This is a genomic window from Microbacterium sp. OR21 (assembly GCF_047306785.1).
In the GTDB taxonomy this organism is placed as follows: domain Bacteria; phylum Actinomycetota; class Actinomycetes; order Actinomycetales; family Microbacteriaceae; genus Microbacterium; species Microbacterium esteraromaticum_E.
Genome location: NZ_JAZEXJ010000002.1, coordinates 455,494 through 482,285 on the forward strand (window position 1 = coordinate 455,494; position 26,792 = coordinate 482,285).

Sequence of the window (26,792 nt, forward strand, 5' to 3'; positions counted from 1 at the left end):
CGAGGCCGGTCGCGAGAAATCGAGCGATCAGCTGCCGAACACGCCGCGCTCCCCCTCGTGCAGCGACTCCGGCGTGCGCAGCAGACCACCCTCCGCGCGGCAGGTCGCGGCCGCGATGAGCATGGCACGGTCGAGCAGCTGCTGCCACTCAGCATCCGACCGGGGCAGACTCTGCGACAGCCCAGCGGCGACCGCGGCCAGGGTCGCATCGCCCGCTCCCACCGTGTCGACCATCGGGCCGGGAAGGCTCGCGATCGGGGCGCGGAACACCCCCGCATCCGACTCGAGCACCGCACCCTCGGCACCGGCCGTCGCGAGCACGGCGTCGGCCCCGAGACCACGCAGACGCGCGCGCAGCGCCTCGAGATCGCCGTCGTACAGCAGCGTCGCGTCGTCGGCGCCGACCTTCACCAGCGAGGCGCGGGCGGCGACGCGCTCGAACCCGCGCACGAACTCCGCGACATCGCTCATCATGCCGGTGCGCGGATTCGGGTCGACTGCGACCCTGGCATCCGCCAGCGCGTCGACCAGCGCGTCGACCTCGTCCGGCCTGTCGAACGGGAAGCAGCTGATCGCGACCACGTCGGCGGCCGCGATCGCCTCGCGCGCCGCCTCGTCGTACCGGATGCTGCGCCCGCGGGCCGCCTCGTTGAAGGCGTACTGCGGCTCGCCCGACGGCGACCACGTCACCACTGCCCGCGACGAGCCTCGTGGTGAGGGGCTCTCGATCAGCCGCACGCCGTGGTCACGGAGGTACTGGCGGATGTGCTCGCCCGCCTCGTCGTCGCCGACCATCGCGATCAGCGTCGTCTCGACATCGAGCCTGCGCAGGCCCACCGCCACGTTCAAGGCGGCCCCGCCGACCAGTTCACGCACGCCGGAGGCATCCCGGATCTCATCGATCAGGGCATCCCCGATCACCACAGCAGTCATCCCGTGAGGATACCGCGCGCACCAGTCGCGCAGCAGGCCGATGGCGGATCGCGGCGCGGGTGACGGCGCGGCGCACGCCGGGCCCACCGGGTGGTCGTACTGTGTGGTCATGAAGCTCCGCGCCGGCGCGGCAGTCGCGCTGATCCTGGCATCCGTCACCGTCCTGGCGGGCTGCGCCGCCGCGAAGGAGGCAGCCCCGCCGGCAGAGTCGGCATCCGGCTCCCCTGCGCCGTCGCAGACGCCCTCGCCGACCTCGAGCGCCACCCCGACCGCGGCATCCGTGACCATCCCCACCGACTGCCGTGCTCTGCTGTCGGCGGAGGTGCTGGCGCAGCTGGAGGACGTTCCGCTGAACGACCCCGCGTTCGGCGACAGCGGGATGCTCGACGACGGATCGCTCGTGTGCAACTGGGGCGATCCGGCAGCCGACACGACGGGCCTCACCACGACGATCTCGCAGATGAGCCGCGGGCCCGCCCTCGACCTGCTCAACGCCCTCGCCGACGACGAGGGCTACAGCTGCTACACGCCCGACGGCGGCACCCGGTGCGAGAAGACCTGGCCGAACGAGCAGTACCCGGTCACCGACGGGCGGACCCTGTTCTGGCGCGATGACGTCCTGATCGACACCCGCTACTCGAACCTCGCACCGGCGGGGTACACCTCGAGCATCGTCAACACGCTCTGGCCCTGACGCCCGCGCCACCCCGCGGTGATCCGGGGGGGGACGGGAAAGGCCCCGGCCCTCCGAAGAGGGGCCGGGGCCTTGCGAATCACTCAGGACCTATCAGTTGTAGGTGCCGGGGGTGATGTCGTCCGTCGAGAACGCGTCGAAGTCGACATAGCCGAAGTCGCCGTCGGCGTACGCACCGTCGGATGCGAAGATCCGGTTCGGGTAGCGCTCGCTCTTGGCCTCTTCCGTCGCCTCGACCGTGATGTTGCGGTACTTCGACAGACCGGTTCCGGCCGGGATGAGCTTACCGATGATGACGTTCTCCTTGAGACCGACCAGCGGGTCGCGCTTGCCCTCCATGGCGGCCTGCGTGAGCACGCGGGTCGTCTCCTGGAAGGACGCGGCCGACAGCCACGACTCGGTCGCGAGCGACGCCTTGGTGATACCCATCAGCTCCGGGCGACCCGACGCGGGGCGCTTGCCCTGTGCCACGGCCTCGCGGTTGATCTGCTGGTAGCGCTTCGAGTCGACCATCTCACCCGGCAGCAGCGTGGTGTCAGCGTGGTCGACCACGGTGACCTTGCGCAGCATCTGGCGGACGATGACCTCGATGTGCTTGTCGTGGATCGGCACACCCTGCGAGCGGTACACGCCCTGCACGCCGCCGACGAGGTACTTCTGCACCTCGCGGGCCCCCATGACTCGCATGACCTCCTTCGGGTCGAGCGTGCCGACCTGCAGGGGCTGACCGACGGTGACGTGCTGGCCGTCCTCGACGAGAAGCGTCGCACGCTTCAGCACCGGGTAGACCACCTCTTCGTCGCCGTTGTCGGGCGTGAGGATGACCTTCTTGGCCTTCTCGGTCTCCTCGATCGTGATGCGGCCGTCGGCCTCGGCGATCGGGGAGGCACCCTTCGGGGTACGTGCCTCGAAGAGCTCCTGCACACGCGGCAGACCCTGGGTGATGTCGTCGGCCGAGGCCGAACCACCGGTGTGGAAGGTGCGCATCGTCAGCTGGGTGCCGGGCTCACCGATCGACTGGGCGGCGATGATGCCCACGGCCTCGCCGATGTCGACGGTCTTGCCGGTCGCGAGCGAACGGCCGTAGCACTGCGCGCAGACACCGACGGCCGAGTCGCAGGTCAGCACCGAGCGGACCTTGATGGTCTCGATGCCGGCCTCGACCAGCTTGTCGATCAGCACGTCGCCCACGTCGTCACCGGCGGTCGCGACGACCTCGCCGGCCTCGGTGACGACATCGGATGCCAGCGTGCGGGCGAACACCGAGTTCTCGACGTTCGCGTCGCGCGTCAGCACACCCTGTGAGTTGGGAGCGGCGATCGGGAGCTCGAGGCCCTTCGACGTGCCGCAGTCCTGCTCGCGGATGATGACGTCCTGCGACACGTCCACCAGACGACGGGTCAGGTAACCCGAGTCGGCGGTGCGCAGAGCGGTGTCGGCCAGACCCTTGCGGGTACCGTGCGTCGCGATGAAGTACTCCGCCACCGACAGACCCTCGCGGTACGAGGAGATGATCGGACGGGGGATGATCTCACCCTTGGGGTTGTTCACCAGACCGCGCATACCCGCGATGTTGCGGATCTGCAGCCAGTTACCACGCGCACCGGAGGTCACCATGCGGTTGATGGTGTTGTCCTCGGGGAAGTGCTCGCGCATCGCGGCCTGCACCTCGTCGGTCGCCTCGGTCCAGATCTTGATGAGCTCCTGACGACGCTCGAGATCCGTGGTCAGACCCTTGTCGTACTGCGACTGGACCTTCGCGGCCTGCTTCTCGTAGCCGGCGACGATCTCGGCCTTGTTCGGCGGGGTGAGGATGTCGCTGAGCGCGACGGTGACGCCCGAGCGGGTCGCCCAGTGGAAACCGGCATCTTTGATGCGGTCCAGCGTGGCGGCCGTCTCGACCTTGGGGTACTCCTCGGCCAGCTTGTTCACGATCTGCGACAGCTTGCCCTTGTCGGCCTGGCCGCGCACGAAGGGGTAGCCCTTCGGCAGCGCGCCGTTGAAGATCGCCTGGCCGAGCGAGGCGTCGACGAGACCGTGACGCTCGTAGCCCTCGGGAGCCTCGCCCTCGAGGAAGGTCAGACCCGGGATGCGGATGCGGACCTTCGCCTGCAGGTCGAGGGTGCCCTCGTCCTTCGCCAGGATCGCCTCGGAGACCGAGCCGAACGCACGACCCTCACCGGCTGCGCCCTCCTTGACCGTGGTCAGGTGGTGCAGACCGATGATCATGTCCTGCGAGGGCAGGGTGACCGGACGGCCGTCCGACGGCTTGAGGATGTTGTTCGAGGCGAGCATCAGCACGCGGGCCTCGGCCTGAGCCTCGACCGACAGCGGCAGGTGCACAGCCATCTGGTCACCGTCGAAGTCGGCGTTGAACGCCGCGCAGACGAGCGGGTGCAGCTGGATGGCCTTGCCCTCGACGAGCTGCGGCTCGAACGCCTGGATGCCGAGACGGTGCAGCGTGGGTGCGCGGTTCAGCAGCACCGGACGCTCGCGGATGATCTCCTCGAGCACGTCCCAGACCTCGGGACGGGTGCGCTCGACGGCGCGCTTGGCGGCCTTGATGTTCTGCGAGTGACCGAGGTCGATCAGGCGCTTGATCACGAACGGCTTGAACAGCTCCAGAGCCATCTGCTTGGGCAGACCGCACTGGTGCAGCTTCAGCTGCGGGCCGACGACGATGACCGAACGGCCCGAGTAGTCGACGCGCTTGCCGAGCAGGTTCTGGCGGAAGCGACCCTGCTTTCCCTTCAGCATGTCGCTGAGGGACTTCAGGGCGCGGTTGCCGGTGCCGGTGACGGGACGACCGCGGCGGCCGTTGTCGAACAGAGCGTCGACGGCCTCCTGCAGCATCCGCTTCTCGTTGTTGACGATGATCTCGGGGGCGCCGAGGTCGATCAGACGACGAAGACGGTTGTTGCGGTTGATGACGCGGCGGTACAGGTCGTTCAGGTCGCTGGTCGCGAAGCGGCCACCGTCGAGCTGCACCATCGGGCGCAGCTCCGGCGGGATCACCGGGACGACGTCGAGCACCATCGCGGCCGGGCTCATGCCGGTCTCGAGGAACGAGTTGACGACGGTCAGGCGCTTGATCGCACGGATCTTGCGCTGGCCCTTGCCCTCCGAGATCTGCAGGTGCAGGCTGTCGGCCTCCGCCTTCAGGTCGAAGGTCTCGAGGCGGCGCTTGATCGCCTCGGCGCCCATGTGCGCCTCGAAGTACTGACCGAACCGGTCCTGCAGCTCGTGGAACACGTCGTCCTCGGGGCGCAGCGCGCCCACCTCGAGCGTGCGGAAGTCCTCCCACACGCGCTCGAGCTTGGCGATCGCCTCGTCGGCACCCTTGCGGGTGAGCGACATCTCCTTCTCGGCGGCGTCCTTGACCTTCTTCTTGGCGTCGGCCTTGGCGCCCTCCGCCTCGAGGGCGGCGAGCTCCTGCTCCAGCTTCGCCATCCGCTCCGCGATCTTCGCGTCGCGGCGGTCGCCGAGCGTCTTCAGCTCGAGCCGGATGTTGTTCTCCTGCGTGGCGAGGTCGCGGTGACGAGCATCCTCGTCGACCGAGATCACCATGTAGGCGGCGAAGTAGATGACCTTCTCGAGGTCCTTCGGCGCCATGTCGAGCAGGTAGCCGAGGCGCGAGGGGACACCCTTGAAGTACCAGATGTGCGTCACGGGAGCGGCGAGCTCGATGTGACCCATGCGCTCACGACGGACGGAGCTCTTGGTGACCTCCACGCCGCAGCGCTCGCAGACGATGCCCTTGAAGCGGACACGCTTGTACTTGCCGCAGGCGCACTCCCAGTCGCGGGAGGGGCCGAAGATCTGCTCGCCGAAGAGACCGTCCTTCTCGGGCTTCAGCGTGCGGTAGTTGATCGTCTCGGGCTTCTTGACCTCACCGAAGGACCATCCGCGGATGTCGTCAGCGGTGGCCAGGCCGATTCGAAGCTCATCGAAAGTGGTTGATTCGAGCACTAGTTCTCCTGTGTAGAAAAAATCTGTCGCTTGTCGAGGGCCGAGATCAGATCTCGTCGATCGACGCGGCTTCGAAACGGCTGGAGATGTTGATGCCGAGCTCCTCCGCTGCGCGGAAGGCCTCGTCGTCGGTGTCCCGCAGGTTGACGGCGGTGCCGTCGGCCGAGAGCACCTCGACGTTCAGGCAGAGCGACTGCATCTCCTTCATGAGCACCTTGAAGGACTCGGGGATGCCGGGCTCCTGGATGTTCTCGCCCTTGACGATGGCCTCGTACACCTTGACGCGGCCGAGGATGTCGTCGGACTTGATCGTGAGCAGCTCCTGCAGTGCGTAGGCGGCACCGTAAGCCTCGAGAGCCCACACCTCCATCTCACCGAAGCGCTGTCCACCGAACTGCGCCTTACCGCCGAGCGGCTGCTGGGTGATCATCGAGTAGGGGCCGGTCGAACGAGCGTGGATCTTGTCGTCGACGAGGTGGTGCAGCTTCAGGATGTACATGTAGCCGACCGAGATGGGAGCCGGGAACGGCTCACCCGAGCGGCCGTCGAACAGCTGCGTCTTGCCCGACGAGTCGATCAGGCGCACGCCGTCGCGGGTGGGCAGGGTCGAGTCGAGCAGACCCGAGATCTCCGACTCGCTGGCACCGTCGAACACCGGGGTCGCGACCTTGGTGTTCGGGGCGACGTCGCGACCGTTCTCGGGCAGCTTGGCGGCCCACTCGGGCTCACCCTCCACCTTCCATCCGGTCTTGGCGATCCAGCCCAGGTGGGTCTCGAGAACCTGGCCGAAGTTCATTCGACCGGGGATGCCGAGCGGGTTCAGCACGACGTCGACCGGCGTGCCGTCTGACATGAACGGCATGTCCTCGACGGGCAGGATCTTCGCGATGACGCCCTTGTTGCCGTGACGGCCGGCGAGCTTGTCACCCTCGGTGATCTTGCGCTTCTGGGCGATGTAGACCACGACGCGGCGGTTGACGCCCGAGCCCAGCTCGTCGTCGCCCTCCTCGGCGTCGAACTCCTTGACGGCGATGATCGTGCCCTGCTCACCGTGCGGCACCTTCAGCGAGGTGTCGCGGACCTCACGGCTCTTCTCGTTGAAGATGGCGCGCAGCAGGCGCTCCTCGGCCGACAGCTCGGTCTCGCCCTTGGGCGTGACCTTGCCGACGAGGATGTCGCCGGGGCGGACCTCGGCGCCGATGCGGATGATGCCGCGCTCGTCGAGGTCCTTCAGCAGCTCGGGGCTGACGTTGGGGAGGTCACGGGTGATCTCCTCCTTGCCCAGCTTGGTGTCGCGGGCGTCGACCTCGTACTCCTCGATGTGGATCGACGAGAGGGTGTCGTCCTTCACCAGCTCCTGGCTGAGGATGATGGCGTCCTCGAAGTTGTGACCCTCCCACGGCATGAACGCGACGAGCAGGTTCTTGCCGAGCGCGAGCTCGCCGTTCTCGGTGGCGGGACCGTCGGCGATGACCTCGCCGACCTCGACGCGCTCACCGGCGCTGACGATCACGCGCTGGTTGTACGACGTGCCCTGGTTCGAGCGGTCGAACTTGCGCAGGTGGTACTCCTGCGTGCCGCCCTCGTCGAGCATGACGACGACGCGGTCTGCGGAGACCTCGCTGACCACACCGGCCTTGAGCGCGGTGACGACGTCACCGGCGTCGATCGCGGTGTAGCCCTCCATACCGGTGCCGACCAGCGGCGAGTCCGAGCGCAGCAGCGGCACGGCCTGGCGCTGCATGTTGGCGCCCATGAGCGCGCGCTGCGCGTCGTCGTGCTCGAGGAACGGCACCAGCGAGGTCGCGACCGACACCATCTGGCGCGGCGAGACGTCGATGTAGCCGATCTCCTCGGGCAGGAACAGGTCGACCTCACCCGATCCGCCGCGGGGGCGGGCCAGGACGTGGCTCTCGGTGAAGCGGCCGTTCTTGTCCAGCGGTGCGTTCGCCTGAGCGATGTTGAAGTCGACCTCCTCGGCTGCCGTGAGGTAGTCGATCTGGTCGGTGACGGCACCGTCGACGACGCGACGGTACGGGGTCTCGATGAAGCCGAACGAGTTGATGCGCGCGAAGGTCGCGAGCGCACCGATCAGACCGATGTTCGGGCCTTCAGGGGTCTCGATCGGGCACATGCGGCCGTAGTGCGAGGGGTGCACGTCTCGCACCTCGACGCCGGCGCGGTCACGCGAGAGACCACCGGGGCCCAGGGCCGACAGGCGGCGCTTGTTGGTCAGACCCGCGAGCGGGTTGTTCTGGTCCATGAACTGCGACAGCTGCGAGGTGCCGAAGAACTCCTTGATCGCGGCCACGACGGGACGCACGTTGATCAGGGTCTGCGGGGTGATCGCCTCGATGTCCTGCGTGGTCATGCGCTCGCGGACGACGCGCTCCATGCGCGACAGACCGGTGCGGACCTGGTTCTGGATCAGCTCGCCGACGGCGCGGATGCGACGGTTGCCGAAGTTGTCGATGTCGTCCGTGGCGATGCGGATCTCGGTCTTCTTGCCGCCGCGGATGCCTTCGAACGTCTCGTCACCGCGGTGCACGCGCACCAGGTACTTGATGGTCGCGACGATGTCGTCGACGGTCAGCACCGAGTCGGTGAGGGGAGCGGCGAGACCGAGCTTCTGGTTGATCTTGTAACGACCCACCTTCGCCAGGTCGTAGCGCTTCGGGTTGAAGTAGAAGTTGTCGAGCAGCGAGCGCGCGGCCTCGGCGGCCACCTGCTCGCCCGGACGCAGCTTGCGGTAGATGTCGCGCAGCGCGTCTTCCTGGGTGAGGATGGTGTCCTTCGCCAGGGTCTCCTCAATCGAGGGGAACCCGGCGAACTCGGCGAGGATCTGCTCGCTCGACATGCCGAGCGCCTTCAGGAAGACGGTGACGGACTGCTTGCGCTTGCGGTCGATGCGCACGCCGACCTGGTCGCGCTTGTCGATCTCGAACTCGAGCCATGCGCCGCGGCTGGGGATGACGCGAGCGGTGACGATGTCCTTGTCACTGGTCTTGTCGGGGGTCTTGTCGAAGTAGACACCGGGCGAGCGCACGAGCTGCGAGACGACGACGCGCTCCGAGCCGTTGATGATGAACGTGCCCTTGTCGGTCTGCAGCGGGAAGTCGCCCATGAAGACCGTCTGGGTCTTGATCTCACCGGTGAGGTGGTTCATGAACTCGGCCTCGACGTACAGCGGGGCGGCGTAGGTCTTGCCGCGCTCCTTGCACTCGTCGATCGAGTACTTCTCGGGCTCGAGGTACGGGTTCGTGAACGAGAGCTGCATGGTCTCGCCGAGGTCCTCGATCGGGGAGATCTCCTCGAAGATCTCACCCAGGCCCGAGACCTCGGAGACGTCGCTGCGGCCGGACTTCTTGGCCTCGGCGACGCGCGCCTTCCAGTCGTCGTTGCCGACGAGCCAGCCGAACGACTCGGTCTGCAGAGCCAGCAGATCCGGAACGTCGAGCGTGTCGGAGATCTTGGCGAACGAGAGGCGGGAGACTCCGCGGCCGTTCTTGTTGGTGGTGGATGTGGATGCGTTGCGAGCAGCAGCCAAGGGAGTAACCTCCGTGAGCCCGTGCAGGGGCTGGTCGATTCCTAGACGTCGGTGGAGTACGCGCTCGAGAGCTCAACGGATGCCGACCACCATATGAGGGCACGGAGAAGCGAGCGCAACTACCAACTATACGCACGATTTCACGACATGGCAAGCGGAATCCTTGACCAATGTCGGATGCTGCGGTATGAGCGACACTTCAGTATGCGCATCGTGCTGAAGTTCACCGTCGATTGCCACCCGGACACCGCGTGGCGGGCGCTGCACTCCCCGCGCGTCGTCGGCGAGCTGTACGCGCCGCTGCTGCAGATGGCGCCGGTGCTGCCGGACGGGCTGCCCGAGCGGTGGATGCCCGGCGATGAGGTGCCCGTGCGCCTCGCGGCGTTCGGGCGCATCCCGGTCGGATCCCAGCTGATCCACATCAGCGACCGCACGGTGGACACCCCCGACGGCCCGGTGCGGATCCTCCGCGACAGCGGCATCCCCCTGACCGGACCGCTCGGCGGGCTCGACGTGTGGGATCACCAGATGGCGGTCTCCTCCCAGCCCGGACGGCCCGACCGCACGCTGTGGCGCGATCGGCTCACCTTCGACGGGCCGACCGCCGCGCTGCTGTGGCCGGTGCTGTGGGCGACCTGGCAGGCACGGGCCCTGCGCGTTCGCGCGCTCGCTCCGCGCTGGGCCCGCGACCCGGATCTGCGCGGCTGACCTCGCCGCGTCAGGAGGCGATGCCGAGCTCGTTGCCGGGGATGGATGCCAGCAGCCGCCGGGTGTACGGATCGCGAGGGTTCGTGAAGATCTCCTCCGAGCTCGCCGCCTCGACCAGCGCGCCGTCCTTCATCACGCAGACGTAGTCGCTGATCAGCCGCACCACCGCGAGGTCGTGGGAGATGAACAGATAGCTGAGCCCGTACTCCTTCTGCAGGTCGCCGAGCAGGGTGAGGATCTGGTCCTGCACGAGCACGTCGAGCGCCGAGACCGGCTCGTCGCAGACCACGAGGTCGGGCGAGAGCGCGAGGGCCCGGGCGATCGCGACGCGCTGGCGCTGACCGCCGGAGAGCTCGGACGGGTAGCGCTGCAGCATCGTCTGCGGCAGGGCGACGTCGTCGAGCAGCGTGCGCACCCGCGCGCGGCGCTCGGCCCGGCTGCCGCGCTTGTAGAACTCCAGCGGCTCGGCGATCAGGCGCTCGATCGTGAACATCGGATTCAGGCTCGAGTACGGGTCCTGGAAGACCGGCTGCACGCGCTGCCGGAACTCACGCGACTGCGCACGGTCGAGCTTCGCGATGTCGTTGCCCTCGAAGCGGATCGTACCTGCGGTGGGCTCGATGAGCTTGAGCAGCATGCGCGCCGTGGTCGTCTTTCCCGAACCCGACTCCCCCACGATCGCCACGGTCTTGCCGCGCGGGATCGCGAGCGAGACGTCGTCGACGGCGACGAAGTCCTCCGCCTGGCCGCGGATCGGGTAGACCTTGCGCAGCCCCTCGATCTCGACGATGTTGTCGACGGCGGGCTCCTCGCCGGCATCCGTCTCGCGGTGCTGCTCGAACACCTCCGGCTGCAGCCGGGCGGCCGCGATCGACGGCGCGGCCTTCACCAGGCTCTGCGTGTAGGGGTGCTGCGGGTCCTCGAGGATCTGCCGCGCCGGCCCCTGCTCGACCACCTTGCCTCGGTGCATCACCACGACGCGCTGCGCCCGCTCGGCAGCGAGGCCGAGGTCGTGCGTGATGAGCAGCACGGCGGTGCCGAGCTCGCGCGTCATCTCCTCGAGCTGGTCGAGGATGGTCTGCTGCACGGTGACGTCGAGCGCGCTGGTGGGCTCGTCGGCGATGAGCAGGCGAGGCCGGCACGCCAGTCCGATGGCGATCAGCGCGCGCTGGCGCAGACCGCCCGACAGCTCGTGCGGGTACTGCTTGGCACGACGCTCGGGGTCGGGGAGTCCCGCCGCCGAGAGCGCCTCGATGACCTTCTGCTGCACGTCACCGCGGTTCGCCAGGCCGTGTGCGAGCAGCGTCTCGGCGACCTGGGTGCCGATCTTCGCGACCGGGTTGAGGTTCGACATCGGGTCCTGCGGCACCATGCCGATGTCGCGCCCGCGGATCCTGCGCATCTCGTTCTCGGAGATGCCGACGAGCTCTCGACCGTCGAGGGTGATGCTCCCGCCCGCGACGCGACCGCCGGAGGCGAGCAGGCCGATCACGGCCATCGCGGTCGTCGACTTGCCCGATCCGGATTCGCCGACGATCGCGACCGTCTCACCGGGGGCGATCTCGAGGTCGACGCCCTCGACGGCGTGCACGACGCCGTCCATGGTGCCGAAGTCGACGGCGAGGTTCGACACCTGCAGCAGCGGCTGGCGCACGGCATCCGGATTCGTGTTCATCGTCTCGTTCCTCATCGCGCACGCGTCCGCGGGTCCATGGCCTCGCGCAGGGCCTCGCCGAACAGGGTGAATCCCAGCGCCGTGACGGCGATGCAGATGCCGGGCAGGAAGGCGAGCTGCGGTGCGATCGCCAGCTCGTTCTGCGCGTAGGTCAGCATCCGCCCCCACTCCGCCGTCTCGGGCCGGCCGCCGCCCAGGCCGAGGAACGACAGGGCTGCGGCGTCGATCACCGCGGTCGCCAGCGTCAGCGTGCCCTGCACGATGACCGGGCCGATCGCGTTGGGCAGCACGTGCGACATGGTGATGCGCCCGCGGCCGAGGCCGAGCGTCTGCGCCGAGAGCACGTACTCCGCCGAGCGCTGCTGCAGCATCGACGCGCGCAGCAGTCGGGCGAAGATGGGCACCTGCGAGGCTCCGATGGCGATCATCACCGCAGACGGGGTCTGCCCGAGGATCGCCGCGATCGACACGGCCAGCAGCAGGTTCGGCACCGAGAGGATGATGTCGACGATGCGCATGATCAGCGTGTCGACCCAGCCGCCGAACGTGCCGGCGAGAAGGCCGAGCAGCATGCCGCCCACCAGGCCGAGCGCCGTGGAGACGACACCGACCAGCAGCGACGCCTGCGCACCCCAGATCAGCTTGGAGAGCACGTCGCCGCCGAAGCGGTCGAGGCCGAGCGGGAAGCCGTCGACCTCGCCGATGCCCGGGATGCTCGTGGGGGTGATGTACTTCGTGCCCGGCAGGGCGGTCTCGGGGTACGGCGCGATCAGCGGCGCGAGCGCCGCCACCAGCAGGAAGATCAGCACGATGACCGCGCCGATCCATGCCGCGGGATTGCGGCGCAGGCGCCGGAACACGTCGTTCCAGAAGCCGCCGCCGGATCGCAGATCGGCCTGGCCGACGGCGACGGTGTCGAGCACCTCGCCGCCCTGTGCGGGTGGGAGCACTGCGCTCATCACTGAACCCTCACTCTCGGATCGATCAGGCTGTACGACACGTCGACGGCCAGGTTGATCAGCGCGTACGCGATCGCGATGAAGATGATGAATCCCTGCAGCACCGGGAAGTCGCGCGCGAAGATCGACTGCGCGAGGAAAGACCCGATACCGGGATAGGCGAAGACCGTCTCGGTGAGCACCGCACCCGAGATGAGCAGACCGGTCTGCAGGCCGATGGTCGTGATCACCGGGAGCATGGCGTTGCGGAGGATGAACCGGTTGCGCAGCGTCGACGGGGCGACGCCCTTGGCCTTGCCGGTGCGCACGTAGTCGGCGTTCTGCACCTCGAGCACACTGGCCCGGGTGATGCGCACGATGATCGCCAGCGGGATGGTGCCCAGTGCCAGCGCCGGAAGCAGCAGATGCAGGATCGCGTCCCACGCGGCGTCGAACTCGCCGGTGATGATGCCGTCCCACACGTAGAACCCGGTCACGTGGGTGGCGTCGATGCGCGGGCTCTGCCGCCCGTCCGACGGCAGCCAGCCCAGCTGCACGGCGAAGACGTACTTCAGGATGAACGCCAGGAAGAACACCGGGATCGTGATGCCGACCAGGCTGAAGATGACCGCCGAGTGGTCGGTCCAGCGCCCGTGGCGACGGGCCGCCCAGTACCCGAGCGGGATGCCGACGCCGACGGCGAAGATGAGGGCGGCGATGCTCAGCTCGATCGTCGCCGGGAAGCGACGGAAGAACTCCTCCACCACCGGCCTCGAGGTGACGATCGACGAGCCGAAGTCGCCCTGCAGCAGTCGGCCGATCCAGGTGACGTACTGCTCGATGAGCGGCCGGTCGAAGCCGTAGAGCTGGTTGACCTGCTCGACCGCCTCGGGGGTGGCCTTCTCACCGAGCAGGGCGACAGCGGGCCCGCCGGGCAGGGCGCGGACCCAGGCGAACAGCAGGATGCTGAGGCCGAAGAGGGTGGGGATGAGCAGCAGCAGCCGCTTGCCGATAGTTCGCAGCACGAAGTTCTCCGTCGGGGCACGTCGTCCGCCCCGGACCGCACGGGTCCGAGGCGGACGACGCAGCGGGCATTACTTGGTGAGGACGATCTCCGAGAAGACCTCGTCGTTCACCGGGCTGGCCGGGTAGCTCTTCACGCGCTCATCGAACGCCAGCGTCGGTGCCGGGTGCGCCAGCGGGACGCCGGGGATGAACTCCGCGACATCCTCGTTGATCTTCTCGTACGCCTTCGTCTGCTCGTCGATGTTCGAGATGCCGCGGGCATCCGCCAGCTCCGAGAACAGCTCGGGGTTGTCGAAGCCCCACTCCGCGCTCTTCTGGCCGAAGAAGACGCCGACGAAGTTGTCGGTGTCGTTGTAGTCGCCCGTCCAGCCGAGCAGGTGGATGCCGTGGTCGGGCGTGCTCGAGATCTTCTCGAGGTAGTCCGGGCTCCAGGCGTCGGTCTGCGGGTTGACCTTCACACCGGCCTCCTCGAGCTGCTTCGCCAGCACGGTGAAGATCTGCTCGGGATTGGGCATGTACGGACGCGACACGTTGACCGGGTAGTTGAAGGTCAGCGTGAGCGGCTTGTCGGCCGTGTAGCCGGCCTCCTCGAGCATCGACTTCGCCTTGGCCGGGTCGTACTCGAAGGTGGTGACGTCCTTGTTGTAGCCGTTGACCACCGGCGGCACGAACTGCGTGGCCTTCTCGGTGCCCTCAGGCAGGACCTGCTTGATCAGCGCGTCCTTGTCGATCGCGTAGGAGAGAGCCTCGCGCACCTTGATGTCCTGCAGCTCGGGCACCGCCTGGTTGAAGCCGAGGTACAGGATGGTGAACGGCTTGCGCGACACCATGGTGAACCCCTTCTCCTCGAGGGCCTTGGTGTCGGCCGGGCCGACCAGGTCGTAGCCGTCGATGTCGCCGGCCTCGAGGGCCTGGCGCCGAGCGGTCGGGTCGTCGATGACGCGGAAGATGACCTCTTCGATCTGACCCTGCTCGCCCCAGTAGTCGTCGTAGGCCTTGAGGGTGACGTTCTCACCCGGAGCCCACGAGTCGAACTGGAACGGTCCCGTGCCCACGGGGTGTCCCTTGGCGTACTCCGACAGCGTCGGAGCCGCCGCGGTGCCGCCGACCTCATCGGCCTTGAACTCCTGCAGCGCCGACGGGCTCTGCATGCTGAACGCCGGCAGCGACAGGGATGCCACGAAGCCGGCGAACGGCTTGTTCAGCTCGATGGTGACCTTGTCGTCGCCGTCGGGCGTGCACGACTTGTAGACGGCGTCGGCGGGGTTGGACGCGTAGCCGCGGAAGAGCTTGTTGTAGTAGTACCCGAGCGCCTCGGAGGCGAGCAGGTCGGTCCAGTTGTACCAGCGGTCGAAGTTGGCGCACACGGCCTCGGCGTTGAACGGCGTGCCGTCGTGGAAGGTCACCCCGGTCTTCAGGTCGAAGGTGTGGGTCATGCCGTCCTCGGACGACTCCCACGACTCGGCCAGCAGCGGAGCGGGGTCTGCGGTGCCGGGCTTGGTGCCGACGAGTCCCTCGAAGATCTGACGCGAGACGCGGAACGTCTCGCCGTCCTGCGCGAGCGCGGGGTCCAGGCCCTGCGGGTCGGACGACGCGGCGAAGACGAAGGTGCTGTCGACGTCGCTGGACGCGTCCGATCCGTTGTCGTCGTCACGCTGGCTGGCGACGCAGCCGGTCAGCAGCATCGCTGCGACGGCGGTGCCGGCGGCGAGCGCGAAGCCTCGCCTGCGGGTGCTGTGGAGCATGGTGTGCCTCTCTGTGGAATGCTTCTTCGCATGGACCGGATGCCTCATCGCACCCGCACATGATGTCTTGACGCTACTCAGCGGCCGCGTCGAACTCCAAACTCTCGCGTGTTGCGATCCGGTATCAGCTGGCCACGGGTCGGCCGCTGTAGGGTCGGATGCCATGAAGCGCACGACGGTCGCCCAGCACGCGCCGCACCGCACCCCGTCGGCGTGGGGGTCGGCCCTGCGGATGCTGGGCATCGGCGTCGCCGTCGTCACCGTCGCGGCGATCGGGATCGGCGGCTTCATCGCCGCAGACCTCGCGCTGCGGGTCAGCGACGGCGCGGTCGAGCTGGAGGGGGCTCCCGACGTCGCGCCGCCCTCGCTGGGCGCGTACGACGGGGAATTCGCCATCCTCCTCGTCGGCACCGACGAGTGCGGCGCCGTGTCGAAGCAGAAGCTCGGCGAGCGCTGCATCGGCGAGGAGGGCATCCGCAACGACGTCAACCTGCTCGTGCACGTCTCCCCCGAGCCGCGCAAGGTGAGCGTCGTGTCGCTGCCGCGCGACCTCATGCTCGAGGTGCCCGAGTGCACCCGTGAGGACGGCTCGGTGGCATCCGGATCGTCCAAGGCGGCCATCAACACCGTCTTCGAGCGCGCCGGGCTGTCGTGCGTCGCGAAGTCGGTCACCGAGCTCAGCGGGATCGACATCGGCTTCGCCGCGAAGCTCAGCTTCGACGGCGTGATGAAGATCACCGACGCGATCGGCGGCGTCGAGATCTGCGTCGGCGGCACGGGCATCCGCGACCGGCACACCGACATCGACTGGGATCCGGGCCCGCGCACCGTCTCGGGCTACGAGGCGCTGCAGTTCATCCGCGTGCGCAAGGGCATCGGCGACGGCAGCGACCTGGCCCGCATCTCGAACCAGCAGCAGTACATGTCGCGCCTGGCGAGGAAGATCCTCAGCAGCGAGACCCTCACCGATGTGCCGAAGGTGCTGCGCCTGGCGAACGTGGTCGCCGACAACGTCGAGCCGAGCGAGAGCCTGGCCAACCCCGTGCGCCTCGCGCAGCTCGCCCTGGCGCTGAAGGATGTGCCGTTCGACGAGTTCAAGTTCCTGCAGCTGCCCACCGTCGAAGACCCGGCAGACGCCAACCGGGTCGTGACGAACGAGAGCGCCGCGCTGCCGATGTGGGAGGCGATCCGCACCGGCGAGTCCATGCGGATCACCGGCGAGGCGAGCAACCACGGCGGCGTGGTCGCCGAGACGCCCGCGCCGGCCGACACCCCCTCCTCCGCGCCGTCGCCGTCGCCGTCCGCGACCGAGGGCGTCGTGCTGTCGGACCAGATCAGCGGCATCGACCTCAACCAGGACACCTGCTCGGGCGGTCGGCGCCGCTGAGCGCCGGATACTCTCGAAGCATGGGAAGAGCACGCGCGCGGGATGCCGCGAATCCGCAGGCGCGGCTCGATCACGGAGGCACCGCCGAGGTCGCACCCAGCGAGTTCGCGAACGGGTTCGAGCTGATCGTCGGCGGCACGCCCCAGTCGCACGTCGACCTCGACGATCCCACCCACCTGCACTTCGAGTACATCGTGCGGATGGGTGCGGTGATCGACCAGCTCGGCTCCTCGGCATCCGCCCCGCTCAGCGCCGTGCATCTCGGCGCGGGCGCGCTGACCATCCCGCGCTACATCGAGGCGACCCGGCCCGGGTCGCGTCAGCAGGTGATCGAGCTGGAGGGGCCGCTGGTGACGCTGGTGCGCGAGCACCTTCCGCTTCCCCGCTCGGCGGCGATCCGCATCCGCATCGGCGACGCGCGCGAGGGGCTGCGCCGGCTGCCGCCCGCGCTCGCCGGGCACTGCGATCTCGTCGTCTCGGATGTGTTCTCGGGGGCGCAGACGCCCGCGCATCTGACCAGCGTCGAGTTCTACCGCGAGATCTCCGACCTGCTCGCGCCGACGGGCGTGCTGCTGGTGAACGTCGCCGACGGCCCGGGGCTCGCCTTCGCGCGCCGTCAGGTGGCCACCACGATGAGCGTGTTCGACGAGGTGGCGCTGCTCGCCGACACGCAGGTGCTGAAGGGGCGGCGGTTCGGCAATCTCGTGCTGGCCGCCTCGCGCACCGCGCTGCCCACCGAGTGGCTGCCCCGCCTGCTGGCCGCGGGCCCGCATCCGGCCAAGATCGCTCAGGATGCCGAGGTCGCGGCCTTCGCGAAGGGCGCCGCCGTCGTCACCGACGCGGATGCCGTGGCATCCCCCCGACCCGACGCGAGCATCTTCCTGCGGTGACGGCTCGGCCCCCTCGGTCACGAGTCGAAGTCGATCCCCAGTTTCTCGAGCGTTCTCAGCAGGAGCCCTGACCGACCGCCGTTCTCATCGGCCTTCGCGACCGCTCGACGCACAAGCTGGATGAGCGGATTGGCCAGCGGCTCGGGCGGCACGGGAAAGGGCAGTCCCACGGTGAGCCGGAGGGAGGTGCGACGGGTCTGCAGACCATCGAGCATGTCGAGCATCGCGGCCGCGCCGAACCGGGTGGCGGCGACGCCGAGGCCCGTGTAGCCGATGCTGTATGCGACAGCGCCGCCGAGCGCGGTGCCCTGGGTGGCGACCAGGCGGGTCGACATGTCGATCATGCCGCCCCACTTGTGGGTGAATCGCACGTCCTCCAGCGCGGGGAACGTGCTGAAGAAGTGGTCGGCGAGGCGTTCGAAGGTCTCCTCGCGCTGATCGTGCCGGTCGAGGATGCGCCCGCCGCGGTGGTACACCGCGTCGAAGCCGCCCCACAGGATCCGGTCGTCGGCCGTCTTGCGCGCGTAGTGGAACTGCCGCCCGCTGTCGGTGAGGCCGTGCCGGCCCACCCAGCCGATCGCCTCGAGCTGAGCCGGGGTGAGCGGCTCGGTCATGAGCGCGTAGTCGTAGACCGGTATGGTCCACAGCCGCAGGCGCCGCAGCGGCGAGGGGAATCCGTTGGTCGCCAGCGCCACCCGCTGCGCCGTGATGGTGCCGCCGCGGGTGCGCACGGCGACCCCGGAAGGGGCCTTCCGAATGCGCAGAGCGGGCGTGCTCTCGTGGATGCGTACACCCAGCTGCAGGCACACTCGACGCAACTCCCCGACCAGTCGTGCGGGATTCACCAGCGCGTAGCCGTCCGTCTTGAACAGACCCGCCCGGTGCAGCGGCGAGCGTATGAGCCCGGTCAGCTCGGACCCGTCGAGGAATCGCGCGTGCGGCCCGGCGGCCGAGCGCAGCGCCTCGACCTGGTGCGGCTCGGTGGCGACCGCGAGCACTCCGGCATTCTCGAACTCGACCTGCATGTCGTACCGCTCGAGGGTGGCGCGCAAACCTGCGAAGTTCTCCTGCTCCTCCCTCCGGATATCGTCCAGCTCGGCTGCGAAACGGCGACGCCCGTTCGCAACGCCGTGGGTGAGGGTCGCTTCGCAGAAGCCGCCGTTGCGGCTGCTCGCTGCCCAGCCGATGCGGCGCCCTTCGATGAGCACCACCTCTCGGTCGGGGTCGCGTTCTTTGGCCAGCAGTGCCGTCCACAGCCCGCAGTATCCGCCGCCGACGACCAGCAGGTCTGTCTCGATGTCGCCCTGCAGCGCGGGGGCCGCCTCGACGGCGGCAAGCGCGTCGGTCCAATACGGCGTCGGCCGGGCATCGGCGAGCGAGGCGAGGATGAGCTCCACGGGGTGACGGCGTTCGGCGGTGTAGGCCGGCGCGTCGTCGACGGGGCGGGCGGTCGTGCCGCTCACAGTCGCCCGTCCGCCAGGTCGGCCGCCCGGGCCTCGGCGCTGCGCAGGCTCGGGTCGCCGTAGCCGCCGCCGCCGGCGGTCTCGACGCGCACGATCGTGCCCGCGTCGAGCGTGGTCGAGGCCTTGGACGGCGCCACCGTCTCGCGACCGGACGGGTCGACGAGCGTGATGGTCGTGGCCCGCCCGTCCGAGCCGCCCGCCGCGCCGCTCGGGCGGAAGTCCTCGTGGGTCTGCTCGGAGTAGAAGGTGACGCGCTGCGGGTGGTCGAGGATCATGTACTCGCGTCGCAGTCCCAGGCCGCCGTTGAACCGCCCCTCGCCCTGCGAGCCGGCGACGAACTCGGTCTTGAGCACGCGGATGGAGTAGTTCGTCTCGACCACTTCGGCGGGCATGACGCCCACGTTCGACATGTAGGTGTCGACGCCGTCGATGCCGTCGCCGAACGGCGTCGCGCCGGTGCCTCCGCCCACGACGTCGGCCATCACCGCGGGCCGCCCGGTGAACGGATCGGTGCTGCCGGCGTTGAAGCAGAAGAAGCTCACGGTGCTGCTGCCGACGGCCTTCTCGGGCCAGAGGTCGGACAGCGCGCGGATGAGGGTGTCGGCGAAGCGCTGGCAGGTGTTGTGACGGATCGACACGGCGGCCGGCGGCAGGGGGTTGAGCACGATGCCCTGCGGCGCCACGACCTCCAGCGCCCGCAGCAGCCCGTCGTTGGCGCCCAGCGCGGGAGCGACCACGGCGCGCACGCCGTAGACGATCCCCGCGCGCGTGCTGGCCCACGGCACGTTCATCGCCCCGGCCGTCTGCGGGTCGCAGCCGGAGAGGTCGATGATCAGGCGGTCGCCCTCCTTGCGCACGGCCACATGGATGCGGGTCGGTGCGCCGTCACGGCCGTCGTCGTCGAGGAAGCCCTCGGCCTGCCCCTCGCCGTCGGGCAGGTTGCGCAGCGCGGTGCGAACGCCGGCCTCGACCGAGTCGAGCATCTGCGCCATGACGGTCTCGAGCGTGGGTCGCCCGTAGCGCTCGGCGAGTTCGAGCACGCGGCGGATGCCGAGGTGGCACGCCGCACGCTGCGCGCGCAGGTCGCTGACGGTGCTGAGAGGGTCGCGGATGTTGTCGGAGACGAGGGCGATGAGATCCTCGTTCTCGACCCCGGCGATCGACAGGCGCACGGGCGGGAAGACCAGCCCCTCGCCGAAGAGGTCCTGCAGCTCGGGGCCTTCGCTGCCGGGGTTCACACCGCCGACGTCGATGTGGTGCGCCGCGGTGCCCGTCCAGGCGAGCAGCGTGCCGTCGAGGAACACCGGCGCGATGATGTTGATGTCGGGCAGGTGCATGGCGCCCAGGTACGGGTGGTTGCAGATGTAGACGTCGCCCTCCTGGATGCGATCGCCCCAGCGCTGCAGCACCGACTTCACGACCAGCGACATCGCGCCCAGCTGCGCCGGAATGTAGTCGGCCTGGGCGACCAGGTCGCCGGATGCCGTGAACAGCGCGCACGAGAAGTCATCCATGTCGCGGATGATGGGGCTGTAGCTGGAGCGCTTGAGGACGCTGCCCATCTCCTCGGCCGCCGACTGCAGGCCGGCCGCGGCGACCTCGAAGGTCACCGGGTCGATCTGCCGGGGAGCGAGCGTCTGTGCGTTCTGCGTGGTCATGCCTGGTCCTCCTGGGTGATGATGAGGTCGCCCTGCGCGGCGACGGTGACGGTCTGCCCCGCCAGCACGAAGGTGGTCGAGTCCATCTGCTGCACGATCGCCGGACCGGCGAAGACGGTGCCGGCTGCCAGCAGGGCGCGGTCGTACACGTCGACCTCGGTCGGTCCGGCACCCGGGATGAGCACCGTGCGGCGGGCGATGAGCGCCGCACCGTCCTGCGGCTCGGGCAGGTCGGCGCCCGCGGCGGGGCGGGCGAGCGCGCCGGTGACGGCGATGCGCACCGTGACGAGCTCGACGTCCTCGCCGCGGTTGGCGTGGCCGTACAGCTCGGCGTGCGCCTCGTGGAACAGCTCTGCCGCGCGCAGCAGCCCCTGCTCGCCGTGATCGGGAAGCGGGATGGTCAGCTCGTACCCCTGTCCGCGGTAACGGCAGTCGACCGAGGCGAGCACGGCGATGTCACCGGGGGCGACGCCGTCGGCGATCAGGCGCTGCCGGCCGGACTCGGCGGCCGACGCGTACCACTGCTCGATCTCGGCGATCGCCGCCGGGTCGAAGGTCTTCAGCACGGTGCGGGAGTCGTCGAAGCGCACTCCGGCGACGAGCAGGCCGTCGGCCGAGAACAGGCCCGGCTGACGGGGCACGATCACCGAGCGCAGCCCGAGATGCTGCAGCAGCAGCCCGGCGTGCAGGGGGCCCGCACCGCCGAACGGCACCAGTGAGAACTCCTTCGGGTCGAGCCCGCGCTCGATGCTCACCTTGCGCACGGCCTGCACCATGTGCGCCAGCCCGATCGCGAGGATCGCCTCGGCGGTCTCCTCGGGCGACAGCGCCAGCCGCTCGCCCACGGTGCGCATGGACTCGATCGCGGCTTCGCGGTCGAGGGTGAGTCCGCCGGCCAGGTCGCCGCCGCCCAGGGTGCCGAGCACGACGTGCGCGTCGGTGATGGTCGGCTCGGTTCCGCCGCGGCCGTAGCTGGCGGGGCCGGGCACGGCCCGCGCGGACTGCGGCCCGACGCGCAGCCGATCGGTCTGATCGACCCAGCCGATGCTGCCGCCGCCGGCGCCGATGGTGTGGATGTCGACGGTCGGGGCGAGCAGGGTGTGACCGTGCACGTGCTGCTCGCGGGCGAACGGCGCCCTGCCCTCGCGCACCAGGCAGACATCGGTCGAGGTGCCGCCCATGTCGAGGCTGATGAGGTTGCCGATGCCGTGCACCTCGGCGAGGTCGAGCAACCCCGCCACACCGCCCGCCGGGCCCGAGAGCACCAGCTGGTGCGACTGCGGCTCGGCGCGGACGGCGGGCACGCTGCCGCCGTTGGACTGCATGACGAGGAACGGCGCGCTCAGGCCGGCCTCGCCGACCGCGGCCTCGGCGCGCTCCAGGTAGCCGCCGACGACGGGGCGGAGTGCGGCGTTGATCACGGTGGTCGCCGTGCGCGGGTACTCGCGGAACTCGCGGGCGACGTCGCTCGAGAGCGAGACCGGGGTTCCGGGCAGAGCCCTGCTGAGCGCTTCGCCGATGCGGCGCTCGTGCTCGTCGTTCAGGTAGCTGAACAGCAGGCTCACGGCGACGGCGGAGGGCGCGGTCGCGACGACTTCGGCCACGACCCGCTTGATCTCGGCGTCCGTGAGCTCGGTGAGCACCTGCCCGCGGCTGTCGATCCGCTCGCGCACCTCGACGCGGGCGCGCCGCGGCACGAGCTCCTTGGGGCGCTCGGGCGTGAGGCTGTACACGTCGGGCCGGCTGCTCTGGCGGTAGCCCATGACATCGCGGAAGCCCTCGGTGGCCACCAGGGCGACCGGCGCGAGCTCGTCGGTGAGGATCGCGTTCGTGGCGACGGTGGTGCCGTGGCACAGCAGGCTCACCCGGTCGAGCGGCAGCCCCTCGACGGCGAGCGCGAGGATGGCGTTGCTGAGCCCCTGCGAGGGGTCGTGGGGCGTGGATGCCACCTTGGCCACCGCGACGTCGCCGTGCGACGAGCGCGCTATGGCATCGGTGAACGTTCCTCCTGCATCGATGCTGACCGTCCAGTTCGCAGCGTTCACGTCTTCGCCTTCCGTCTTCGGGCTCCATTGCGCGGCCGGGTTGCCTGCGTGAGAGCAAGTACAGCGGGAGCGGATGAGGTTTCTCATGCGTCATTCGACGTATCATCGACCTTCATGACGATCACTTCTCCGCGGGTGCAGGAGTACCGGGTGCGACTCTCGGGGCTGGATCCCGATGACCACTGCGACCCCGAGCTCGCCGAGCTGGCGCGCGGCTTCATCGTGGCGGGCCGCGAGAGCGCCCGCTTCCTGTGGCAGGCCGAGCACGGCTGGTGCGCGGTGGCCATGAGCCGTGAGGCCGACGACGATGAGGCGGCATCCGCCCTGGTCACCGTCTCGCCCGCGACGCTGCCGCGCGGCATCACGACGCGCGAGGCGCAGGTGCTCACCCTCGTGGCACTGGGTCTGACCAACGGAGAGATCGCGGGCCGGCTCGGCACGCGCCCGCGCACCGTGTCGACCCAGGTCGAGCGCCTGCTCGTCAAGCTCGATCAGGGCAGCCGTGCGGGGCTGGCGGCGGTGGCCGTCGACGCGTCGCTGATCGTGCTGCCGCTGCCGGGCGGACCGGTCGACTCGGTGTCTATCGCGCAGGCCGAGATCCATCATGCGGCAGTGACGCTGTCGGGGCGGGTCGCCCCGCGCAGCGAGGATGCCGTGGGGTTCACCCGGCGGCGGTCGATCCGGCTCGGCACGCTCGCTCCGCTCATCGGCGCCGCCGCCTCGGATGGCCTGGAGCTCGTGCGCGGCGCGTCGATCGCGGTGCGCGAGCTCAATGCGCGGGGCGGGATCGACGGCCGGGAGATCGAGCACCTCATCGAGGAGGTCGATCTCTTCGACGGCGGCACGGTGACGGCGGCGATCGAGCGGCTCACCGCCGCCGCGGTCGATGCGCTGCACACGAACTATGTCACCGCCGAGCATCCCGAGGCCCTCGCTCTGCTGGCCGATTACGGCCGTCCCTTCCTGCACACCGCCACACTCGAGTCGCAGGTGGCGCTCGTGCGCGACGACCCGGCGGGCTACGGCATGATGTTCCAGACCTGCCCCTCGGAGGAGTACTATCGGCTGGGCTTCGCGACCTTCCTGCGCGAGCTGGTGCGCGAAGGCCGGTGGAACCCGCCGGGCCGCTCCGTCGTCGCGCTCGAGGCCGACAGCGCCACGAGCCGCGTCGCCGACGACACGCTGCGCGCGCTGCTCGATGAGGCCGGCTGGCAGCTCGAGCACACCATCCGCACCCCGCTGCACGCTCCTCGGTGGGCGCGGATCGCCGGCGAGATCGAGAGCCGCGACCCGGACGTGCTGCTGATCTCGCACTTCCTGCCCGACGTGGCCGAGCTGCAGCGCCTGCTCGCCGCACGCGGATTCCGGGGCCTGGTCTACTACGTGTACGCCGCGTCGATCCCGCGCTTCCAGGCGGTGGCCGGCGCTTCGTCGGAGGGCATCGTGTGGTCGACCGTGACCGGCCGGTACGACGACGCGATGGGCGAGCGGTTCCAGCGCCGTTTCGCGCTGCGCTACGGCGACCCGCCCGGCTGGTCGCAGGCGAGCGCCGCCTACGACCAGGTGATGCTGCTGGCGGGGGCGTGGGCGGGCGTGCGCTCGGCCGATCCCGAGCGCACCATCGAGCATCTGCGCAGCACGATCAGCCGCGGCCTGAACGGCGTGTACTTCCTCGGCGGCCCGGGTCAGGCCGCACTCTGCTACCCGTACGAGACCGAGGACTCGTCGCTCGGCCAGGCGCTGCTGATCTACCAGGTGCAGAACGGCACGCCGGTCGCGCTCTCCCCCGCCCCGAAGGGCGACCTGCGCCGGTTCGTGCCGCCGAGAGCGCGCGCACGGTGACGGCGGGATGCTTCCGAGCGACCTCGGCATCCGTCGGATGACGTATGCGCAACCACGCGAGCGCATCGCATAATCGTGGAACCCGAGCCGAAGACGGACCCGAACGAGCAGCGTCGCCACACCACAACCCCGAGCCCCCTCCGCGATCCCGACCGCGACGCCCCCTCGATCGACCCCCTCCGGCCACGGACGGTGCGTGCGCGCGGATCCCTCCCGGCACGGCCGAGCATCCGAACCCGAGCCGATGGAGACTCCCCATGACGATCTCAGACGTACCCGCTCCCCCGCTGCGCCGCATCCTGGGCCTGGGGGCGACGGTGACCTTCGGTCTCGCGTACATGATCCCGCTCACCGTGTTCACCACGCTGGGGATCGCCAATGTGTTGACCCGTGGCAACCTCGTCGCCGCCTATGCGGTCACCCTCGTCGCGATGCTCTTCACCGCGTTCAGCTACGCCACGATGGTCCGCCGGTTCCCGGTCGCAGGGTCCGCTTACGCTTTCTCGCGCCGCGCGTTCGGCCCGCACGTCGGCCTGCTGGCCGGGTGGGCACTGCTGCTCGACTACCTGCTGCTGCCGATGGTCACCTACCTGGTGATCGGCATCTATCTGAACGCCGCGTTCCCCGCGATCCCGATGTGGGTCTTCTTCCTTGCCGCGCTGGTGCTGGTCACTCTGCTGAACATCATCGGGATCCGGCTGCTGTCGCGGGTCAACCTCGCCCTGCTGGCCGTGCAGTTCGTGTTCATCGCGATGTTCGTCGTGATGGCGGTGAGCGGCCTGAGCGGCGAAGCCGTCCCGAGCGTCGCAGACGTGTTCCTGAACGACCAGGCGAACCTGACACTGATCCTGTCCGGCAGCGCTCTGCTGTGCTTCTCGTTCCTCGGCTTCGACGCGGTCTCCACCCTCGCGGAGGAGACCCGCACCCCGGAGCGCACTATCCCTCGCGCCATCCTCATCGTGACGCTCTGCGGCGGCGTTCTTTTCATGCTGCTCTCAGCGGTCTCCAACATCGTGATGCCCGACTTCGAGAGCTACACCTCGGTCGATGCGGCGTCGCTCGACGTCATGCAGACGGCGGGTGGCGCCTTCCTCAGCGCATTCTTCACCGCCGCGTACGTGGCGGGCTGCTTCGCCTCGGTGCTGGCATCGCAGGCGACCGTGGCACGCATCCTGTACGCGATGGGTCGCGACCGCCTGCTGCCGAACCGCGTGTTCGCCTTCGTCCACCCGCGATTTCGCACGCCGGCGGGGGCGGTGATCGTCGTCGCGGTCATCTCACTCGCTGGCCTGATGCTCGATCTGATGACGCTCTCCAGCCTGATCAGCTTCGGCGCGCTGGTGGCGTTCAGCATCGTCAATCTCTCCGTGATCAAGCACTTCCTCGTCGACCAGCGCGAGCGCGGCACCCGCGCGCTCCTCATTCACGGTGCACTGCCCGGCATCGGCTTCCTGCTCACCGTCTGGCTGTGGACGAGCTTGAGCGGAACCGCTCTCGTCGTCGGCCTCGCGTGGACAGCCCTCGGAGCCTGCTATCTGCTGGTCACCACCCGCTTCCTCCGGAAGGCACCGCCCGAACTCGACCTGAGCGAGTCCGAGCCCGCCCAGCCGGTCGCACACTGAACCTCGGGCAGGCGTCATCCAGGGCGCGCCTCTGACGGTTCTCGGATCGGCGAGGCAGACTGGGACGACGGTCGCGGAGAGGAGCCATCAGTCGTGAATTTGATCAAGGGTTACGACCCCGACACCCTTCGTGAACTCGTCGATCCGCAGGAGTGCCTGACGCGTCTCGCCGAGATCGAGAACCAGCGCAGCCTGCCCGTTCTGCTCGAACGAGTGTGGCTGCTGAAGGTGCTCGACCGCCTCGACGAGGCGCTCGAGCTCGCGGACGAGACGGTGCGCCTGGCTCGCATGGCGGGCACCCGCAAGGATCTGCTGCGCGCCAGGGTGCTGCACGGCACCGTGCTGCAGAACCGCGGAGCCCACGCCGCGGCGGCGCAGGAGCTCGCCACCTGCGCGAACGAGGCCGAAGGGCAGGGCTGGGCCGGCATCGCCGCGTTCGCCCACCAGCACCACGGCAAGAACGCCTACGAGGCGCACGATTTCGAGCAGGCGCGGGAGAGCTTCAAGCGCTCGCTGTTCCTGCGTCGGGCGGCCGGCGCCGACGACTCCGACCTCGAGAAGGCGCTGCGCGCCATCGAGGCGGCCGAGCGGCGCGGCGTCGCCGCCGACGTGCTGGTCTGACCGATCCGGCGCGGATGTCGGCCGGTTGT

17 protein-coding genes are annotated in these 26,792 nt (G+C 69.3%); 7 read left to right on the forward strand and 10 right to left on the reverse strand.

Annotated elements, in window-relative coordinates; all coding sequences use genetic code 11:
* Positions 1–27: 27 nt before the first annotated feature.
* On the reverse strand, positions 28–933 hold the full coding sequence (locus tag V2S04_RS06710; RefSeq protein ID WP_413637714.1) for a PfkB family carbohydrate kinase: 906 nt from the start codon (positions 931–933) through the stop codon (positions 28–30).
* 109 nt (positions 934–1,042) lie between these two features.
* Here V2S04_RS06710 and V2S04_RS06715 point away from each other — a divergent pair, with 109 nt between their 5' ends.
* Entirely contained in the window at positions 1,043–1,627 is a 585-nt protein-coding gene (locus V2S04_RS06715; RefSeq protein WP_413637715.1) for a hypothetical protein, read from the forward strand.
* Between the two features lie 93 nt (positions 1,628–1,720).
* On the opposite strand, the gene rpoC is transcribed toward V2S04_RS06715, so the two are convergent.
* Positions 1,721–5,596, reverse strand: a complete 3,876-nt coding sequence (rpoC, locus tag V2S04_RS06720; protein WP_413637716.1) for a DNA-directed RNA polymerase subunit beta' — start codon at positions 5,594–5,596, stop codon at positions 1,721–1,723.
* A gap of 46 nt (positions 5,597–5,642) precedes the next feature.
* Positions 5,643–9,143 (reverse strand): DNA-directed RNA polymerase subunit beta, encoded by a 3,501-nt coding sequence (locus V2S04_RS06725; RefSeq protein WP_413637717.1) that lies wholly within the window; start codon positions 9,141–9,143, stop codon positions 5,643–5,645.
* 204 nt (positions 9,144–9,347) lie between these two features.
* Between V2S04_RS06725 and V2S04_RS06730 the strand changes: the two genes are divergently transcribed.
* Positions 9,348–9,851, forward strand: coding sequence for a hypothetical protein (locus V2S04_RS06730; protein WP_413637718.1), 504 nt, complete (start codon positions 9,348–9,350; stop codon positions 9,849–9,851).
* A gap of 10 nt (positions 9,852–9,861) precedes the next feature.
* On the opposite strand, the gene V2S04_RS06735 is transcribed toward V2S04_RS06730, so the two are convergent.
* The 4 genes from V2S04_RS06735 to V2S04_RS06750 form a co-directional block, all read right to left on the reverse strand.
* Positions 9,862–11,526 (reverse strand): ABC transporter ATP-binding protein, encoded by a 1,665-nt coding sequence (locus tag V2S04_RS06735; protein ID WP_413637719.1) that lies wholly within the window; start codon positions 11,524–11,526, stop codon positions 9,862–9,864.
* Between the two features lie 11 nt (positions 11,527–11,537).
* Complete coding sequence (locus V2S04_RS06740; RefSeq protein WP_099196573.1) at positions 11,538–12,485, reverse strand: ABC transporter permease; 948 nt, start codon at positions 12,483–12,485, stop codon at positions 11,538–11,540.
* On the reverse strand, positions 12,485–13,489 hold the full coding sequence (locus tag V2S04_RS06745; RefSeq protein ID WP_413637721.1) for an ABC transporter permease: 1,005 nt from the start codon (positions 13,487–13,489) through the stop codon (positions 12,485–12,487). Before V2S04_RS06745 ends, V2S04_RS06740 begins: the two co-directional genes overlap by 1 nt.
* 69 nt (positions 13,490–13,558) lie before the next feature.
* Entirely contained in the window at positions 13,559–15,235 is a 1,677-nt protein-coding gene (locus V2S04_RS06750; RefSeq protein ID WP_099196575.1) for an ABC transporter substrate-binding protein, read from the reverse strand.
* A gap of 163 nt (positions 15,236–15,398) precedes the next feature.
* Here V2S04_RS06750 and V2S04_RS06755 point away from each other — a divergent pair, with 163 nt between their 5' ends.
* Together V2S04_RS06755 and V2S04_RS06760 are read left to right on the forward strand one after the other, a co-directional pair.
* Positions 15,399–16,622, forward strand: a complete 1,224-nt coding sequence (locus V2S04_RS06755; protein WP_413637723.1) for an LCP family protein — start codon at positions 15,399–15,401, stop codon at positions 16,620–16,622.
* Positions 16,623–16,642: 20 nt separating this feature from the next.
* Positions 16,643–17,512 (forward strand): spermidine synthase, encoded by an 870-nt coding sequence (locus V2S04_RS06760; protein WP_413637724.1) that lies wholly within the window; start codon positions 16,643–16,645, stop codon positions 17,510–17,512.
* A gap of 17 nt (positions 17,513–17,529) precedes the next feature.
* Here the strand turns inward: V2S04_RS06760 and V2S04_RS06765 are convergent, their stop codons facing one another.
* From V2S04_RS06765 to V2S04_RS06775, 3 genes are read right to left on the reverse strand one after another with little or no spacing between them, the layout of a single operon-like run.
* Positions 17,530–18,975: an NAD(P)/FAD-dependent oxidoreductase gene (locus V2S04_RS06765; protein WP_413637725.1), complete on the reverse strand. Its 1,446-nt coding sequence runs from the start codon at positions 18,973–18,975 to the stop codon at positions 17,530–17,532.
* The gene (locus V2S04_RS06770; protein WP_413637726.1) at positions 18,972–20,633 is read right to left on the reverse strand and encodes a hydantoinase B/oxoprolinase family protein; all 1,662 of its coding nucleotides are present in this window, start codon (positions 20,631–20,633) and stop codon (positions 18,972–18,974) included. The genes V2S04_RS06765 and V2S04_RS06770 overlap by 4 nt, the downstream gene beginning before the upstream one ends.
* Positions 20,630–22,678 carry a hydantoinase/oxoprolinase family protein gene (locus tag V2S04_RS06775; protein ID WP_413637727.1) on the reverse strand — a complete coding sequence of 683 codons (2,049 nt, stop codon included), beginning with the start codon at positions 22,676–22,678 and terminating at the stop codon, positions 20,630–20,632. Before V2S04_RS06775 ends, V2S04_RS06770 begins: the two co-directional genes overlap by 4 nt.
* Before the next feature lie 114 nt (positions 22,679–22,792).
* On the opposite strand from V2S04_RS06775, the gene V2S04_RS06780 reads away from it, so the two are divergent.
* The 3 genes from V2S04_RS06780 (at position 22,793) to V2S04_RS06790 (ending at position 26,763) form a co-directional block, all read left to right on the forward strand.
* A complete protein-coding gene (locus V2S04_RS06780) occupies positions 22,793–24,520 on the forward strand; it encodes an ABC transporter substrate-binding protein (protein ID WP_413637728.1) in 1,728 nt (575 codons plus the stop codon).
* 257 nt (positions 24,521–24,777) lie between these two features.
* Complete coding sequence (locus tag V2S04_RS06785) at positions 24,778–26,142, forward strand: APC family permease (protein WP_413637729.1); 1,365 nt, start codon at positions 24,778–24,780, stop codon at positions 26,140–26,142.
* A 93-nt stretch (positions 26,143–26,235) separates the two neighbouring features.
* Positions 26,236–26,763 (forward strand): hypothetical protein, encoded by a 528-nt coding sequence (locus V2S04_RS06790; RefSeq protein WP_413637730.1) that lies wholly within the window; start codon positions 26,236–26,238, stop codon positions 26,761–26,763.
* Positions 26,764–26,792 lie beyond the last annotated feature (29 nt).

What these genes read in the sequence shown, in the direction of transcription:
- V2S04_RS06735 (WP_413637719.1), bottom strand. Translation starts at nt 11,526, where the DNA reads ATGAACACGAATCCGGATGCCGTGCGCCAGCCGCTGCTGCAGGTGTCG.
- V2S04_RS06755 (WP_413637723.1), top strand. Translation starts at nt 15,399, where the DNA reads ATGAAGCGCACGACGGTCGCCCAGCACGCGCCGCACCGCACCCCGTCG.
- V2S04_RS06740 (WP_099196573.1), bottom strand. Translation starts at nt 12,485, where the DNA reads ATGAGCGCAGTGCTCCCACCCGCACAGGGCGGCGAGGTGCTCGACACC.
- V2S04_RS06750 (WP_099196575.1), bottom strand. Translation starts at nt 15,235, where the DNA reads ATGCTCCACAGCACCCGCAGGCGAGGCTTCGCGCTCGCCGCCGGCACC.
- V2S04_RS06770 (WP_413637726.1), bottom strand. Translation starts at nt 20,633, where the DNA reads ATGACCACGCAGAACGCACAGACGCTCGCTCCCCGGCAGATCGACCCG.
- V2S04_RS06785 (WP_413637729.1), top strand. Translation starts at nt 24,778, where the DNA reads ATGACGATCTCAGACGTACCCGCTCCCCCGCTGCGCCGCATCCTGGGC.
- V2S04_RS06715 (WP_413637715.1), top strand. Translation starts at nt 1,043, where the DNA reads ATGAAGCTCCGCGCCGGCGCGGCAGTCGCGCTGATCCTGGCATCCGTC.
- V2S04_RS06760 (WP_413637724.1), top strand. Translation starts at nt 16,643, where the DNA reads ATGGGAAGAGCACGCGCGCGGGATGCCGCGAATCCGCAGGCGCGGCTC.
- V2S04_RS06780 (WP_413637728.1), top strand. Translation starts at nt 22,793, where the DNA reads ATGACGATCACTTCTCCGCGGGTGCAGGAGTACCGGGTGCGACTCTCG.
- V2S04_RS06710 (WP_413637714.1), bottom strand. Translation starts at nt 933, where the DNA reads ATGACTGCTGTGGTGATCGGGGATGCCCTGATCGATGAGATCCGGGAT.
- V2S04_RS06730 (WP_413637718.1), top strand. Translation starts at nt 9,348, where the DNA reads ATGCGCATCGTGCTGAAGTTCACCGTCGATTGCCACCCGGACACCGCG.